The sequence below is a fragment of the Natronomonas marina genome, from assembly GCF_024298905.1.
GTDB classification, from domain to species: domain Archaea; phylum Halobacteriota; class Halobacteria; order Halobacteriales; family Haloarculaceae; genus Natronomonas; species Natronomonas marina.
The window spans coordinates 1,158,284-1,173,355 of the sequence record NZ_CP101154.1; the positions used below are offsets into that span (position 1 = coordinate 1,158,284).

Sequence of the window (15,072 nt, forward strand, 5' to 3'; positions counted from 1 at the left end):
GCAACGCCCGACCGTGACCGAGCGGAACCGACGCGAACTGCTCCGGCGGGCGAGCGGCGCCGCCGTTCCGGTCGGCGCGAGCGGCGCCGACCGCCGGCCGGTCGTCCTCGTCCACGGCTTCGCCGACACCGGCGAGACAGCCTGGTGGCGCCGACTCAGGGACCACCTCCGGGGGGACGGCTACGAGGAGGCGGACCTCCACACCGTCAGCTTCGGCGACCGGGTCGGGGAGGCCAGCGACTCCCCCCGCACGTACGGCGCCGACGTCGCGGCCACGGTCGAGTCGGTCCACGACGAGCGGGGCTGTCCGGTCGACGTCGTCGCCCACTCGATGGGCGGCCTCGGGACGCGGTGGGCCCTCGAGGAACTCGGCGCGGCGCCGTACGTCCGCGAACTCGTGACGCTGGGGACGCCACACCAGGGCACCAGAGCCGCCCACCTCGCGACCCGGACGCCCGGCGGCCGCGACATGGTGCCCGGCAGCGAGTTCCTCGGGACGCTCAACGACGGCGCCACGGCCGAGGGCGTCCGCTACACCGCGGTCTGGGGGAGCCTCGACCCGCTCGTGGTCGGCCCCCGGCGCGCGGAACTCCCCGACGACGTCCGGCGGGGCGCCGACGAGAACCGGCCCGCCCGCCGGCGGACCCACCTCCAGCTCGTCTTCGACGAGGACGCCTACCGGACCTACCGGGACCGCCTGCTCGGGACCGCCGTGTCGACAGCCTGAAGAGCGACCCGACCCGACTTCCGCTATGGACTGGCGACTGTTCGCCAACCTCGCGGAGGCGGCGGGCACGAAGCGCGTCACCGTCGAGGCGGGGCCGGGCGACACCTTCGGGGAGGCCTTCGAGCAACTGCTCGTGGCCCACCCCGAACTCGAGGCGGAGGTCCTCGACGAGGACGGCGAGATACGCGACCACATCCGCGTCCTCCGGAACGACCACGACCCGTTCGTGAAGGACGCGGGCCACGACACCGTCCTGGAGGCGGGCGACGAACTGGCGCTGTTCCCGCCCGTCAGCGGCGGCGCCCGGTAGCCCGCGGTCGGAAACCACTTGGGTCCGCCCGTCCTTCACCCGACGAATGAACATCGGTAGACGAGACGCACTCCGGGCCGGCTGTCTCGGGGTCGGCGCGGCGCTCGCCGGCTGTCTCGGCGGCGACGGCGAGCGGGTCCCGACCGAGAGTCCCCCGCGGGCGGTGCTTTCGGTCACCGACGCGGAGACGACCCCCTTCGCCGTCCGCGGCGCCGTCGGCTGGGACGACGCCACCGGCTACGTCGTCGTCGTCGACTCCGAGGCGCGACAGCGCTCCCTCCTGACGAAGTACGACCTCCCGGAGGAGCGCCGCGACCGGATACTCGAGTTCGTCGACGGCGTCGACTACGAGTCCGAACGGCTCGTCCTCGTCGAGTCCGTCGGCCCGGACGGCTGCCACGACGAACTCGAAATCGACGGCGTCCGCGTCGGCGACGAGGGCATCCGGGCCTCGGCGACCGTCCGTGACACCAGCACCGGAGGCGAGAGCTGTACGGAGGCGCTGGTCTACCCCTCGTCGCTGCTCCGGGTGGCGTTCAACGCCGACCCGCCGGACCGCGCCGTCGTCGATGTCACCGACGGCCGCGGCGAGAGTTCGACCGTCGCCGCGAGCGTCGACGACTCGCTGTCGCCGGCCCCCGAGGACCTGCCGGGCAACGTCCGGCCCGACGCCGACGCCGACCCCGTCGCCTCGCTGTCGTGTGAGTTGGCCGGCGTCGAGCGGCACGACCAGCGTTTCGACGAGGACGACCGCCAGTGGGGCGACTACGAGCGCGACGGTCGGACGACGCTCTCGCTCCGCGTCGACGACCTGGCCTACGACTACGGCGACACGCTCAACGTCGGCCTGACGAACGTCGCCGACGAACCCGTCGAGACCGGCAACAGCGCCAAGTACAACCTCCAGGTTCGCACCGAGGCGGGCTGGCAGGACGTGAGGGTCATCGACGAGACCGAGGCGTTCGTCTACACCGACGAGGCCGTCTCTCACGGCCCCGGCGAGGGGTTCGACTGGTCGATAGAACTGACCGAGGCGGGCATCGTCGAGGCGTCGGTCCAGGGAGAGGCGGAGGTCTGTCCCGACCTGCAGGCCGGGCGGTACCGGCTAGCCTACTTCGGGGTCGGCGAGGGCGCCGTCGCCGTCGCCTTCGATCTGGAGGTGTGAACGGGAAGCCCTCGCCTCGCTATCGCTGTAACCGTGGGCCGCGACCCGCGAAGCGCGGGCGGCACACGGTCCGGCGACCGGAAGGGACTTACCGGAGGCGGGGAACCGGACCGTATGCAGCCCTCCACGCGGTCGGTCGCGGTCAGCCTGCTCCTCTGTGGACTCGTCCTCACCGCAGGGTGTAGCGCCATACAGTCGAACGAGCAGTCGGCCACCAGCCTGATCCTCGTCAATCAGGACGACGTCGCCCACGCGGTCGTCGTCGAGATCGGCGCCCTCGCCGACGACCCCGATCCCGTCTACGCCGCGGGCCGGACCGTCGACGCGGAGTCCGATGTCGACATCGACCCCTTCGAAGAGACCGGCGAGTACGAGGTGAAGATCACGGTCGACGGCGAATCGACCGTCCGGACCCACACCTTCGACGGCGAGGGGTCGGCCACCACCACCACCATCGGTATCGACGAGGACGGCGACGCCACCGTCGGTTCGGCCGGGAGCGACCGGAACCACTGACGCCGCTACGCGCCGCCGTACTCCGTCAGGTCCCGCTCCAGCACGAAGTCCGGGTCGTCGGCGAACGCGACGCGTGCGTACGCGGCGTCGGAGACGTGTCGCGGGGTCTCGGGGACCAGCATTCGGGCGTTCTCGGCACCGACTGCGGCGGCGTCGCGGGCCACGGCCGCCGCCAGCGCACCCAACGCCTCGTGGTCGTCCCAGGCGCCGACGCCGTACTCGGCCCACGTCTCCTCGACGCCGTCGTCGTTCTCCCGCTCGAAGGTCCGCGTCCGGTAGGTCGTGGCCCGTCTGCGGTCGTCGTCCCGGAGGGCGAAGGCCGCCTCCGCGTCCGCGAGACGCTCCCTCGTCACCTCGGCCAGCGCCCAGGACTCGGCGAGGTCCAGCCCCAGCCCCCGGAGGTGGCGGGCGGCCTCGCTGCCCTGGAAGGCGCTCCAGGCGACGGCGGGGTCGTCGCTGCGGTCGAGGTCGTGGTCGGCGTCGGCGTCCGGGTCGGGTTCGAGCCAGCGGAACTCCGTGACCGGGTCGAAGCCGACCGCCCGGGACTGTCCGAGACCGGCGGCGTTCCACGAGAAGACCATGTTCCGGCAGACGGTCGCGTCCCGCTCGGCCGCCCACTCGAAGACCGCGTGGCTCAGGTTCGGGCTGATCGCCGCACCCCGGTAGTCGGGGTCGACGCGCATCCCCTGGGCCCACGCCTCGTGGTCCGACAGCAGGACGCCCTGACAGATGCCGACCGGCCGGTCGTCGACGCAGGCGACGACGGTCCGCTGGTCCGGACCGTCGGCGTCGACCCACTCGTCGAAGACGCGGGGGATGTAGTCGCCGCCCAGTTCCGGCCAGGTGTCCTCGGTGAAGGCGACGACGGCCTCGCGGTCGGCGTGACGGGCCGGCCGCGTCTCGACGGTCGTCACGTCCACGGAACCGACCGCGCCTGCAGTTCGCCGGCGACCGACCGCCGCATCGTCTCCTCGACGCTGTCAACGTTCGCCAGCGCCCACATCAGTTTCACGTAGGCCGTCGCCGGCAGCGTGTCGCCGGCCTCGACCACGCCGGCCGAGAGCAGGTCCCGGCCCGTGTCGTAGACGCGGTCGCAGACCCGGCCCTCGAGACACTGGCTCGTCATCACGACCGTGGTGCCGTCCGCGACGAGTTCCTCGATGCGGTCGATCCAGCCCGTGTTGACGTGGCCGAGACCGGTGCCCTCGAGGACGATTCCTTCGGCATCGGCGGCGGCGTCCAGCGCCGCCGGGCCAGTCCCGGGGACGAACTTCACGAGTTCGACGTCCCGCTCGAGGTCGGCCGCCAGGTCGAGGTCGGTGGCGCCGCGGTCGGCCACCTCGCGCCGGAAGGTCACCTCGCCGGATTCCCACTCGACCTCGCCGAGCGGTCTCGCGCCGACGGTCTCGAAGGCGTCCCGTCGGGACGTGTGGTTCTTCCGGACCCGGGTGCCGCGGTGCAGCGCACAGACGTCGTCGGACTCGTCTTCGTGCATGCAGACCAGCACCTCCGAGTGGTCGGCCGTCGCCGCCTCGACCGCACAGACCGCGTTCATCACGTTGTCCGAGGAGGGACGGTCCGCCGACCGCTGGCTGCCGGTGAAGACGACCGGCACCGGCGTGTCGAGCACGAACGACAGCGCCGACGCCGTGTACTGCATCGTGTCGGTGCCGTGCATGACGACGACGCCGTCGGCGCCGGCCTCGATTTCCTCGCGGACGGCTTCGGCGAGGTCGACCCACACGTCGGGCGTCATGTTCTCCGAGAGGATGTTGGCGACGACCCGGCCGCGATAGTTGGCCCGGCCGGCCAGTTCCGGCACCGCCCGGAGGACGTCCTCGGCGTCGAACTGTGCGGTGACGGCGCCGGTGCGGTAGTCGACCGTCGAGGCGATGGTGCCGCCCGTCGAGATGAGCGCGACGGTCGGCAACTCCTCGTCGAAGGTGATTTCGGAGGTGCCGCCGGCGTCGCCCGGACTCTCGACGTCGTAGGTGTCCGTCTCCAGTACCTCGACTGCGGCGTCCGCGCGGTCGACGCCGACGTTGTAGCCGCCGTCGAGTTTGACGACGAGGTTGTCGGCCGTCGTCGACGGCATCAGCACGCCCTCGTAGGTGGCGGTGCCGCGGTCGACGCGAACGCGGTCCCCTGGGTTCATACCCGCCCGTACCGGCCCGGTCACCTTCAAAGACACCCTTCGGCCGGGAAAAGACCGATACCGCTGGCGGCCCTCCGCCGAGGTATGAGCCGCGACCGGACCCGGACCCGCGACCGCTCGTCGGTCGAGGAGGTCGACGCCACCGAGTTCGACGTCGGTCTCGACGATTCCGACGGACGGACCGACGAATCGGCGTCCGAGCCGGGGGGCACGGAGCGGGTCGGCACTCGCGCCAAACGCGTCTTCTCGCCGCGGGCCTTCCTCGCGGCACTGTTGCTGTCGGTCGGGGGACTGGTGGCCGCGAACGCCGTCGTCCCGCTGCCGGGCGCGGGACTCGTCGGCGTCTTCGCCGCCACCTTCCTCTTCGGACTGGTGGCCGAGCGCCGCCGCTACCTGGAGACGGCGGTGGCCGGCGGCGTTAGCTTCGGCGCGAGCACGCTCGTCGGCTACGCCGTCGTCGCCGCCCTCGGCGGGTTCGGCGTGCCGCTGGCGGCGGTGGCTGGCGGCGTCGGCTGTGCCGTCGGCGCCCTCGGCCACTACTTCGGCCGTGACCTGCGGGACGGCCTGACGCGGGAGGTTTGACGGGTCAGTCGGTCAGCCGCCACTGCTCGCCGTCCTCTTCGACGACGCCGTGGGCGGCCAGTCCCTCGAGGGCGTCGGCGACGACGTCCGGCGGCGCCTCGACGCGGCGGCTCAACTCCGCCGGCGTCGCCGGGCCGGTCGCCAGCCCCCGGAGCAACTCGCCGTAGAATCGGCCGTCCACGCCCTCGAAGTGAGCGCTTATCTCGTCGAGCGTCTGGGTGAGTCGCCCCTGGACCCACCGCTGGGCCATCGACAGTTCGTTCTCCAGTCGCTCGAGGCGACCGAGTTCCTCGGCCAGCGCCGACAGGTCCGTCTCCGAGGACGCCTCCTCGGGGTCGTCGGCCCGCTCGATGTCCAGCGAGACGTACCGCCAGGAGGTGATGTCCAGGTTCGGCGACGCGGAGTAGGCGCTCTTGGTCCCGAAATCGTACGGCGAGACGTTGACCTCGAGCCGGAGGTTCCGTGCGATAGAGAAGTACTTCCGGCGGCCGTCGTCGACGTGGGACTCGACGAGGCCGGCCTCGTCGAGCTTCCGCAGGTGGTCGATGACGGCCTTCGGACTGACGCCGAGGTACTCGCTTATCTCGGTGACGTAACAGGGCTTGCGGGCGAGAAGCCGGAGGATGCGCCGCCGGTTCTCGTTGCCGAGCAAGTCGAGGAACGCCGCCGAGTCCATCGTGTGACCCTTCACACCCCGCACGAAAAAGGGTGACGCGAACCGGAGGCCCTGCCGTCGCCCGTCAGGCGGGGTCGTCCGGCGGACCGCCGTTCCCCGGATCGTCCTCGTCGGTTTCGTCTTCCTCGTCGCCGTCCCCGTTCCCAGGAGCGTCCTCCGGCGGCCCCTCATTTCCCTCCGTGCCGTTCCCGGGGGCATCCTCCGGCGGTCCCTCATTTCCCTCCGTGCCGTTCCCGGGGGCATCCTCCGGGGGCCCCCCGTCTCCATCCGACCCCTCACCCGCCCCAGGGCGGTCTTCACTCTCGGATTCGTTCGAGTCCGCCTCGTCGTCGCCCGCCGCTCCTGGGACGTCGACCGGTGGTCCGCCGCCGGGGTTCGAGGACACGCCGATGCCGCCCGCTATCTCGGCGACGGCGTTGCCGCGCATCTCGCTGGCGTTGGCCCGTATCGCTGCCAGCGCGCTGGTGTCGAGCCCCGCTGCCACGGCGGCGCGTTCGGTGCGGTTGACCGACTCCCGGAGTTCGGTTGCGCCGACCGCTACCTGCGTCGCAATGGCGGTCTGGGCGACCGGACCGCTCCCGTTCAGTTCCGCCTGGCGGTTCTGGAGGCGCTGCTGGCGCTCTTCGAGCGCCTCCTGGCGCTGCTCGATGAGTTTGCGGCGCTCGTCGGGGTTCTCGGTTCGGTTCAGCGCGGCGGCGAACATCTCGCTTTCGACCTCGCCTTCCGCTTCGGCGCTGCTGGCCTGCATGAACGAGGAGACGTCCGCACCGAAGGAGGCGTTCCCGTCGGCGTCGGCCTGCGCCGCCGTCGATCCCGCACCGCCGACGGCGACGGCCGCGAGCAGCGCGACGCCCACGGCGAATCCGGCCACGACAGCAGCTCGTTTCATTACCGGAGGTTCGAACCTCGACCTCGTAAAAACCCGACATCCGTTCTGATCGTTCAATCACGGGAACGAACGCCCGAGATTGCCGCAGAGAGTTCATAGAGCGACGAGATGGTTTCGGACCGCCGATCCACCCCGGAATTCGTGTCGGCGGCCATCGACGCTGTTTGCACGACGGCAAAAGCCTCCCGGCCAAGCTTTATCCGTGGTAACGACCCACATACATGTGGCCGCATGTTCGAACGATTCTCGAGCGGGTACTACCTGGGCCGGCTCTACGTCGAGCCCCACGAGGACGAGCGCGCCGTGATGCACCGCGAGCAGCACGAACAGGTCAGCGAGCAGCTCTACGACGGCGACGGGCCCGCGCCGCTGGTGATGAAGATCGGATCGACGCACGTCCCGGTTCACGCCGCCGACGGGGTGCCGGGTCGGACCGTCGCGCTCCCGCCGTCCGTCCTCCCCGCGACGGGCGTCGAGAACCCGCCCGCGCTCAGCGAGGTGCTGCTGGCGAAGGCCGACCGGGCCGCACAGCTGCTGGACCTCGGGTCCGTCGGCGGCGACGACCCCGCGGGGTTTTAGGCCGCCCCCGCCCTCGGTCCGCCGATGCTCGACGACCTCCTCGGGCGGACGGAGCTGAAGGAGCGCATCGCGGAACTCGAAGACGAACGCGAGAGCCTGCAGGCACAGCTGGACGCCGAGCGCGAGCGGCGGTCGGAGGCGGCACGCGCACGCCAGGAGGCCGAGGAGCGCGTCAACCGCCTCGAGGACCGCATCGCCGACCTCGAGGGCCAACTCGAGGAGACCGAGGAATCGGTCGACCTGACCTTCCGTCACCGGGAGTCGGTTCGCGGTCGCCGCCTCGAGACCGTCCTCTCGCGGCTGGAACGTCTGGAAAACGGTCCCGAGAGCGTGCTGACCGCCTACGTCGACGAGGCGGTTCCCGACGCTGTCGCGGATCTGCTGGAGGGCCGTGCCGGACTCCTCTCGCGGGCGGCGCCCTGTCTGGTCTGTGCCGACGACGCCGGCCTGGTCGCGGCGGCGCTGCGGCCGCCCGTCGCCCCCGAGCCGTTCACCACCTGGAGCGACGGCCCGGAACTGGACCGCGCGTGGCTGCAGCCGACGGGCCGCTACGCGCTGGCGCTGGTGCGGTCGGACGTCTTCGCCGTCGGCGTCTACGAGGGCGACGAGCGCGTCGACTTCGAGGGTTTCACGAGCGACGTCAAGAGCGACCACTCGAAGGGCGGCTTCTCACAATCCCGCTTCGAACGGCTCCGCGACGAGCAGATCGCCGAGCACGTCGAACGATGCGAGGCGGCGCTGTCCGGCGTCGACGCGGACCGACTGTACGTGACCGGCGACCGCCGGCTGGTCGGCGAGTTCGACGCCGACGCGACGGCTGCGGTCGACGCGACGGGCGAGCCCGAGGCGGCGTTAGGCGACGCCTACGACGACTTCTGGGCAGTCCCGCTGTACGGTCTCTGAGGGGCGAAGTTCGCGGCCCCGAGGCGTTCGAACTGCCGACCGCCGTGCCGCCGTTTACAGAATTACGAGACGAAAGCCCACGGCTTCAGCCGTGGGAGGATGTCAACTCGTCCGACCGCGACGTGTGAGCCCGCTGGACTAACAGGCTTATTTTCCTCCCGCACGGAGCAGGTAGCTATGGGACACGGCGCCACCGCGCGGGACAGCCGCCGGCGAATCCTGCTTGCCGGTCGTGGGGAGTGGTTCGGCGACGCCCGCGCGTCCTTCGCCGATGGGACGGCGTTCGTCACGGCGACGACGGTCGAAACGGCCTGCGACGAACTGGAAGCCGCCGGCCCGGAAATCGACTGCATCGTCGTCGGTGCCGCGCTCGAGGGCGCCAGCGGTTCGGAAGCAGTCTCGGCAATTCGAGAGGCGAACGGCCGCGTTCCGGTCGTCGTCGCACCGCAGGAAGGGTCAGAACGACTAGCGAGCGACACCGTCGCTGCCGGGGCAGACGAGTACGTCCCGTCCGGCGACGTCCGGGACTGTCTCGCCGAACGGGTCGAGCACGCCCTCGAGACCGCAACGGAGCAGCGCCGGCTGGAGGCGGAGCTCAGGGAATCCGAACGGCTCCACCGCATCACGCTGAACAACATGACCGACACCGTCCTCGTTACCGACGAGGCGGGACGGTTCACGTACGTCTGTCCGAACGTCCACTTCATTTTCGGCTACACGGCCGAGGAGATACACGAACTCGGGAGCATAGCGGAGCTACTGGGCGAGGACGTCTTCGCCGAAGAGAGGCTAGCCGAGGAGGGAGTTCTCACGAACATCGAATGTACGGTGACCGACAGCGATGGCGAGGAACACACTCTGCTGGTGAACGTCAAGGAAGTCTCGATTCAGGGCGGGACGCGGCTCTACAGCTGCCGCGATATCACGAAACGGAAGGAGCGGGAGCGGGCGCTGACGACGCTGCACGACACGAGCCGTCAGCTTCTGGCCGCTGAATCCCGGACGGAGGCAGTCGAACTGCTGGTCGGCGACGTAACCGAGGGACTGCCCGTCGACGGCGCTGCCTGCTACCTCTTCGACGGGGACGACAACCTGCTGCAGCCAGCGGCAGTAACCGAACCGTTCTCGGAGCTACACGGTCAGTTGCCGTCGCTGCCACCGGACACGAACACACTCGTCGGGACGGCGTTCGTCCGTAGCGAGGTCGCGTACTTCGACGACGTTCGGCGGGCCGACCGCCTCTCGAACCCGACGACCGATCTGCGGGCTGCGGCGTACCTGCCGGTTGGTGACAACGGCGTACTCGTGGTCGGCTGTGAGACCCCCAGCGGCGTCGACGACGTGACCATCGAGCTCGCGGACCTGTTTGCCGCCACGGCCGAGGCGGCGCTGGACCGCATCGATCGAGAGTCGGAACTCCGCGAGCAGGAAGAGGCCCTGCAGCGGCGGAACGAGCGACTGGTCGAGATCAACCGGACCAACGACATCATCCGCGAGATCGATCGGGCGCTCGTCGGCGCGGAAACCCGCGAGGAGATCGAGACGGCCGTCTGCAACCGACTGACTGCGGCCGGACGGTTCGAGCTAGCCTGGGTCGGCGAACGGACCGCAACCGGCCTGGAGGTGCGCGCGTGGTCGGGTACCGGCCGGAGTTACCTCGATGCCTTGCCCGAAACGGTCGACGAGACGACCGAGCCCTCCGCCGAGACGATACGGCGCGGCGAGCCAACGACGGTATCGAACGTCGCTTCGGACCCTCGTGGCGACGACTGGCGCGTCGAGGCGCTTTCGCTTGGTCTTCAGTCGGTCATCAGCGTCCCGCTGAAGTACGAAGGTGCGACCTACGGCGCGTTGACTGTCTACGCCAGCGGAGCCAACGCCATCGACGACCCCATCGACAGCGTCCTCGTGGAGTTGGGCGAGACCATCGCCTCGGCGATAGGTTCGGCCAGACAGCGCGACGCCCTCCTGGGCGGCACGGTCACGGAACTGACCTACGGTGTCACCGACGAGGAGTGTCTCCTGTACGGGCTGGCGACGCGCACCGACACCGAACTGGCCGTCGACGGCGGAGCCGAACGCCTCGACGACCGGGTGTTGCTGTTCGTCACGGTAGAGCGGGGGACCGTCGAGGAAGTCGCACGGGCCGCCAGAGCGTTCGTCTCCGTCGACGAGGCACGGGTCATCGCAGACGAGAAAGACGGCGGCACGCTCCGACTGAAACTCTCGGAGCCGTTCATCGGGACGACCCTCGCCGACCACGGCGCAGTGCTGCGTCGGTTGAGAGCCGATGGTGACGGCGCGACGCTCGTCGTCACCGTTCCCGGGTCGACCGACGTGCGAAGAATCGACGAGGTGATAGAGGGCTGGTACGAGCGGCCCGAGCTCCGCGCCCGGCGCGAGCGTGACCGACGGCACGCCAGCGGTCCGAAGCTCCGGTCGCGCCTCGCCGACAGGCTAACCGACCGCCAACTCGAGGCCGCCCGGACGGCATACCACAGCGGTTATTTCGAGGCGCCGCGGGAGGCGACCGGCGAGGACATCGCCGAGGCGCTCGAGGTCTCCTCGAGCGCGTTCTACCAGCTCAACCGGAAGGCCCAGCGGAATCTGCTTTCGTTCCTGTTCGACGGAAATGGGTTTGATAACGAAGGGTGACAGGTGCCGACACGTTCGATAAAACAGGGTTGGACATATCCCGGCGAGCGCAAAATTTGCGGTCATGGGTACCGAAGACTCCGGTAGTGTCTGCACCGTCTGGGACGTCGCAGCCGGCGACGACCGGTTACTCTACGAATGCCTGACTTGTGGGTGGTCCGAGCGCGCCGCGACGAATCCAGGGACGTGCCCCGAGTGTGGCGACGACATCAGGAACTGTTCGATGCCGCTCGAATAGATGGCTTCGGAATCCACCCGGTCGGGCGAGGGCGCAGGAACCGACCGCTCGGCGCCGGTGTCGGCGCTGGAGACGGCCCGACGCCAGCTCGAACACGCGGCTGCCGAACTGGACCTCGACCCGAACGTCGTCGAGCGGCTGAAACACCCGGCGCGGGTTCAGCGCGTCTCGATACCGCTGGAGCGGGACGACGGGACGGTCGAGGTTCTCGAGGGCTACCGGGCCCAGCACGACGACGTCCGCGGGCCGTTCAAGGGCGGTATCCGCTTTCATCCGGACGTCTCCGAGGCGGAGTGTATCGGCCTGGCGATGTGGATGACCTGGAAGACGGCGGTGATGGATCTGCCGCTCGGTGGTGCCAAGGGTGGTGTCGTCGTGAACCCGAAGGACCTCTCGGAGAACGAACGAGAACGACTGACGCGCCGCTTCGCCGAGGAGCTACGGGACATCGTCGGCCCGAACACCGACGTTCCCGCGCCGGACATGGGGACCGACCCACAGACGATGGCGTGGTTCATGGATGCCTACAGCGTCCAGCAGGGCGAGACGACACCCGGGGTCGTCACCGGCAAGCCGCCCGAAATCGGCGGCAGTTACGGTCGAGAGGAGGCACCCGGTTACAGCGTCGCCATCGTGGTGCGGGAAGCCTGCAAGTACTACGACCGCCCCGTCGAGGGAGCGACCATTGCCGTCCAGGGGTTCGGCAGCGTCGGGGCCAACGCCGCCCGTCTGCTGGAGTCGTGGGGCGCCGACATCGTCGCCGTCAGCGACGTCAACGGTGCCGCCTACGACCCGGAGGGGCTGGCCGTTCAGGAAATCCCCGCCCACGACGAAACGCCCGAGGCGGTCACCGACAGCGACGGCGACGCCATCACCAACGAGGAACTCCTCGAGTTGGACGTCGATGTACTCACACCGTGTGCAGTCGGAAACGCCATCACCGGCGCCAACGCCAGCGATATCCAGGCCGACCTCGTCGTCGAGGGGGCCAACGGCCCCGTCACCTTCGCCGCCGAGTCGATCCTTCAGCAGCGCCGCATTCCCGTCGTTCCCGATATCCTCGCCAATGCCGGCGGCGTGACGGTGTCGTACTTCGAGTGGCTCCAGGACATCAACCGCCGCAAGTGGTCCCGCGAACGCGTAAACGAGGAACTGGAAGCCGAGATGATGGCTGCCTGGGAATCGATCCGGGACGAATACGAGCGCCGCGACGTCTCCTGGCGGACCGCCGCCTACATCGTCGCTCTCTCCCGGGTTGCTCGGGCCCACGAACTCCGCGGGTTGTGGCCCTGAAGAACAGCCTCACTCGGTGAGTGGTGCGTTTATGTTTTCGGCCCGCCTGTCGGGCGTATGCGCGTCGCCGTCCTCGCTCACGAGCAGTTCCCCGACCGCGCCAAGACCGCCGTCGGCGTCCTCCGGTACGCCGACCACGACGTCGTCGCCGTTCTCGACCGAGAGACGGCGGGCACGACCGTCGGCGACCACCTCCCCGACCTCGACTCGGCGGTGCCGGTCGTCGAGAGCGTCGCCGAGGCGCCCGACTTCGACGCCCTCATAATCGGCATCGCGCCCATCGGCGGCGGCTTCGAGGACTCCTGGCGGCCGGACGTCCGGGCCGCAATCGAGCGCGGCGCAGACGTAATCGCCGGCCTGCACTACTTCCTGAACGACGACGAGGAGTTCGTCGCCCTGGCCGACGAGTACGGCGTCGAGTTGCGCGACGTCCGGAAGCCGCCCGACGACCTCACCGTCGCGGAGGGCGTCGCCCGCGAGTTGGATGTCGAGGTGGTCCTGACGGTCGGCACCGACTGCTCGACCGGCAAGATGACGACCACGCTCGAACTCGTCGAGGCCGCCCGCGAGGCCGGGTTCGACGCCGGATTCGTCCCGACCGGGCAGACGGGCATCGTGATAGCCGGGTGGGGCATCCCCGTCGACCGGACGATCAGCGACTTCACGAACGGCGCCGTCGAGCGGATGCTGAAAGAGCGGGCCGACGAGCACGACTACCTCTTCGTCGAGGGGCAGGGCGCCATCGTCCACCCGGCGTACTCGGCGGTCACCTGCGGCATCCTCCACGGCGCCATGCCCGAGCACCTGGTGCTGTGCCACGAGGCCGGACGCGAGGCGATTCACGGCTACGAGTCGTTCCCGATACCCGACCCCGGACGGGTCGCGGAACTGTACTGCGACGTGGCCGACCCCGTCGCCCCGACCGACCTGCTCGGCGGCGCGCTGAACACCTCGGGCCTCGGGGAGTCGGCCGCCGAGGCGGCCCTGACGGACTACGGGGAAGCCATCGGCGCGCCGGCCGTCGACCCCGTCCGGGACGGCGCCGGGAGGCTCGTCGAGCAGCTATGAACTGGCGCGTCGAGACCGTCGAACTCCCGCTTTCGGTGCCGTTCACCATCGCCCGCGGGACGACCACGACCGCGGAGAACGTCGTCGTCGAACTCGAGCACGGCGGCGAGACCGGCTACGGCGCCGCCGCATCCGCGGCTCACTACGGCGAGACGACGGGGACCGTCGAGGCGCTGTTGCCCGACCTGCTCGCCGCGGCCGAGGCCGTCGCCGACCCCCACGCGCGTCGGGAGATAGCCGAACGGATGCGGGCCGTCGCCCGCGGGAACCCGGCCGCCCGCGCTGCAGTCGACGTGGCGCTGTGGGACCTCGCGGGGAAGTTGCTCGGCGAACCCGTCTACCGCCTGCTGGGGCTGTCGGCCGACCCCGAGCGCCGGCCCGCGACCTCCTTCACCGTCGGCATCGCCGAGACGGCCGTGATGCAGCGGCGTGCCCGCGAGGCCGTCGACGCCGGCTACCCCGTGTTGAAGCTGAAACTGGGGACCGACCGGGACCGCCGCATCGTCGAGGCCGTCCGCGCCGTCGCGCCCGACGTCCGGATTCGCGTGGACGCCAACGAGGCCTGGACGCCGAAGGCAGCCGTCGCCCACTGCGAGGCGCTGGCCGACCACGGCGTCGAGTTCGTCGAACAGCCGGTGCCCGCCGAGAACCCCGAGGGCCTCCGGTACGTCCACGAGCACTCGCCGCTGCCAATCGCGGCCGACGAGTCCTGCCGGACCGCCGCCGACGTGCCCGAAATCGCCGACCGGTGTGACATCGCCAACCTGAAGCTGATGAAGACCGGCGGCCTCACGCCCGCCGTCGAGTTGATCCACGCCGCCCGCGCACAGGGGCTGGAGGTGATGTGTGGCTGCATGCTCGAGACGAACGCCGCCATCGCGGGCGCGGCCCACCTCTTGCCGCTGCTCGACTACGCCGACCTCGACGGCTCGTTGCTTCTGGAGGCCGACCCCTACGGCGGCGTCCCCGTCTCCCGAGGGCGGTTCGAGTTGGGGGCAGTCGAAGCCGGGACGGGCGCCGAACCCCGATAGCGCCTTTTCGACTTCGTTCTCGGCGCGCGCGAGCAACGCGCGCGAGGGACGAGTCGCGCGGTCGAGCGCAGCGAGACCCGCGACGAGTCGGTTGGGGAGGTGTGTGGTGCGGGTCCTGGCGGACTCGAAGGGCGAGGGCGGGTGGCGGCCGCTGTGGGGGGCACTATCCGAGCGACCGACGGGAGCGAGGATATCCCCCACAGCGAGGTCCGCCAGCCGACCGAGGGCTTCGGGGAGGAAAAGAGCCGTCGTCACACGGACGGACCGAGGGCTTCGGAGTAGAGA

General features: G+C 70.2%; 16 protein-coding genes. 12 read left to right on the forward strand and 4 right to left on the reverse strand.

What is annotated here, in order from left to right:
* Nucleotides 1–13: 13 nt before the first annotated feature.
* The 4 genes from NLF94_RS06250 (at nucleotide 14) to NLF94_RS06265 (ending at nucleotide 2,718) form a co-directional block, all read left to right on the forward strand.
* Nucleotides 14–727, forward strand: coding sequence for an esterase/lipase family protein (locus tag NLF94_RS06250; RefSeq protein WP_254840609.1), 714 nt, complete (start codon nucleotides 14–16; stop codon nucleotides 725–727).
* A 25-nt stretch (nucleotides 728–752) separates the two neighbouring features.
* On the forward strand, nucleotides 753–1,037 hold the full coding sequence (locus tag NLF94_RS06255) for a ubiquitin-like small modifier protein 1 (protein WP_254840610.1): 285 nt from the start codon (nucleotides 753–755) through the stop codon (nucleotides 1,035–1,037).
* A gap of 46 nt (nucleotides 1,038–1,083) precedes the next feature.
* The gene (locus NLF94_RS06260; RefSeq protein ID WP_254840611.1) at nucleotides 1,084–2,202 is read left to right on the forward strand and encodes a hypothetical protein; all 1,119 of its coding nucleotides are present in this window, start codon (nucleotides 1,084–1,086) and stop codon (nucleotides 2,200–2,202) included.
* Nucleotides 2,203–2,316: 114 nt separating this feature from the next.
* Entirely contained in the window at nucleotides 2,317–2,718 is a 402-nt protein-coding gene (locus tag NLF94_RS06265) for an Ig-like domain-containing protein (RefSeq protein ID WP_254840612.1), read from the forward strand.
* Nucleotides 2,719–2,723: 5 nt separating this feature from the next.
* Here NLF94_RS06265 and NLF94_RS06270 read toward each other — a convergent pair whose 3' ends face one another.
* Nucleotides 2,724–3,632 (reverse strand): GNAT family N-acetyltransferase, encoded by a 909-nt coding sequence (locus tag NLF94_RS06270; RefSeq protein WP_254841405.1) that lies wholly within the window; start codon nucleotides 3,630–3,632, stop codon nucleotides 2,724–2,726.
* On the reverse strand, nucleotides 3,629–4,873 hold the full coding sequence (gene gatD / locus NLF94_RS06275) for a Glu-tRNA(Gln) amidotransferase subunit GatD (protein WP_254840613.1): 1,245 nt from the start codon (nucleotides 4,871–4,873) through the stop codon (nucleotides 3,629–3,631). Before gatD ends, NLF94_RS06270 begins: the two co-directional genes overlap by 4 nt.
* An 84-nt stretch (nucleotides 4,874–4,957) precedes the next feature.
* Here gatD and NLF94_RS06280 point away from each other — a divergent pair, with 84 nt between their 5' ends.
* Complete coding sequence (locus NLF94_RS06280) at nucleotides 4,958–5,455, forward strand: DUF8526 domain-containing protein (protein WP_254840614.1); 498 nt, start codon at nucleotides 4,958–4,960, stop codon at nucleotides 5,453–5,455.
* A 4-nt stretch (nucleotides 5,456–5,459) separates the two neighbouring features.
* Here the strand turns inward: NLF94_RS06280 and NLF94_RS06285 are convergent, their stop codons facing one another.
* Both NLF94_RS06285 and NLF94_RS06290 read right to left on the reverse strand, forming a co-directional pair.
* Nucleotides 5,460–6,131 carry an ArsR/SmtB family transcription factor gene (locus NLF94_RS06285; protein WP_254840615.1) on the reverse strand — a complete coding sequence of 224 codons (672 nt, stop codon included), beginning with the start codon at nucleotides 6,129–6,131 and terminating at the stop codon, nucleotides 5,460–5,462.
* Nucleotides 6,132–6,195: 64 nt separating this feature from the next.
* Nucleotides 6,196–7,020: an ICP22 family protein gene (locus tag NLF94_RS06290; protein WP_254840616.1), complete on the reverse strand. Its 825-nt coding sequence runs from the start codon at nucleotides 7,018–7,020 to the stop codon at nucleotides 6,196–6,198.
* 231 nt (nucleotides 7,021–7,251) lie between these two features.
* Between NLF94_RS06290 and NLF94_RS06295 the strand changes: the two genes are divergently transcribed.
* The 7 genes from NLF94_RS06295 to NLF94_RS06325 all read left to right on the forward strand — a co-directional run bounded on the left by NLF94_RS06295 (nucleotide 7,252) and on the right by NLF94_RS06325 (nucleotide 14,787).
* The gene (locus NLF94_RS06295; protein WP_254840617.1) at nucleotides 7,252–7,599 is read left to right on the forward strand and encodes a DUF5802 family protein; all 348 of its coding nucleotides are present in this window, start codon (nucleotides 7,252–7,254) and stop codon (nucleotides 7,597–7,599) included.
* 24 nt (nucleotides 7,600–7,623) lie between these two features.
* A complete protein-coding gene (locus NLF94_RS06300; protein WP_254840618.1) occupies nucleotides 7,624–8,502 on the forward strand; it encodes a Vms1/Ankzf1 family peptidyl-tRNA hydrolase in 879 nt (292 codons plus the stop codon).
* 177 nt (nucleotides 8,503–8,679) lie between these two features.
* Nucleotides 8,680–11,157, forward strand: a complete 2,478-nt coding sequence (locus NLF94_RS06305) for a bacterio-opsin activator domain-containing protein (RefSeq protein ID WP_254840619.1) — start codon at nucleotides 8,680–8,682, stop codon at nucleotides 11,155–11,157.
* A 64-nt stretch (nucleotides 11,158–11,221) separates the two neighbouring features.
* Nucleotides 11,222–11,395 (forward strand): rubrerythrin-like domain-containing protein, encoded by a 174-nt coding sequence (locus NLF94_RS06310; RefSeq protein ID WP_254840620.1) that lies wholly within the window; start codon nucleotides 11,222–11,224, stop codon nucleotides 11,393–11,395.
* Complete coding sequence (gene gdhB, locus NLF94_RS06315; protein WP_254840621.1) at nucleotides 11,396–12,688, forward strand: glutamate dehydrogenase GdhB; 1,293 nt, start codon at nucleotides 11,396–11,398, stop codon at nucleotides 12,686–12,688.
* A 57-nt stretch (nucleotides 12,689–12,745) separates the two neighbouring features.
* Nucleotides 12,746–13,756, forward strand: coding sequence for an N-acetyltransferase DgcN family protein (locus NLF94_RS06320; RefSeq protein WP_254840622.1), 1,011 nt, complete (start codon nucleotides 12,746–12,748; stop codon nucleotides 13,754–13,756).
* Entirely contained in the window at nucleotides 13,753–14,787 is a 1,035-nt protein-coding gene (locus NLF94_RS06325; RefSeq protein WP_254840623.1) for a dipeptide epimerase, read from the forward strand. The genes NLF94_RS06320 and NLF94_RS06325 overlap by 4 nt, the downstream gene beginning before the upstream one ends.
* The last annotated feature ends 285 nt before the right edge of the window (nucleotides 14,788–15,072 follow it).